The following is a 510-nucleotide window of genomic DNA, read 5'->3' as shown; positions in this document are numbered from 1 at the left end:
ACACCACCACCCTCAAAAAAGTCAGCAGCCCAGACTGCAAACTCTGCCAAGTCAACTTAACGAAAATCGCTGATCAATACGAAAAAGGAGGATGGGCGGAAGGCATAGGGTATGAGGTCGCCGAGTTCAACGATGTTCTCACTCATCCAGATGATGAGAATCTCTACTTCGTAGAAATGCTTGTCCAAGCAGCGCCATACACAAACTACTCAAATGACTCCATTTCTAACTACCCTGACAAAGAACTGGTATTCCAGGTAGAAGTCCAAGCAAGAGAGCGGTCCTTCGTCACCAAGTCGTTATACGCCGAATCACCTGAAAGCCCCCAGTCATGAGTGCATTCCATCTCGTCGAGCCCGTTTTAGCAATGTCATTTCTTGTCATGAGTGCACCTGTAGGAGACACAAATGACAGCTGGGATCAAGACATTCTTAAGGCAGACAATAACGTGCTGACTGTCAAACACACCTTTACCCAGGTGGTGTCGGTGCCTGGTGTGGAGGGTGCTGG

General features: G+C 48.4%; 1 protein-coding gene. It reads left to right on the top strand.

Annotated elements, in window-relative coordinates:
• The coding region (locus HMPREF2975_RS12545) for a DUF6318 family protein (protein ID WP_193600012.1) at window positions 1–335 on the top strand (335 nt) is incomplete at its 5' end.
• Window positions 336–510 lie beyond the last annotated feature (175 nt).

Origin of the sequence: Actinomyces sp. HMSC065F12, from assembly GCF_001814535.1 — a bacterium.
Classification (GTDB): domain Bacteria; phylum Actinomycetota; class Actinomycetes; order Actinomycetales; family Actinomycetaceae; genus Pauljensenia; species Pauljensenia radingae_A.
Note: the sequence above shows the minus strand (reverse complement) of the source record. Positions and strands in the feature narration are given on the sequence as shown.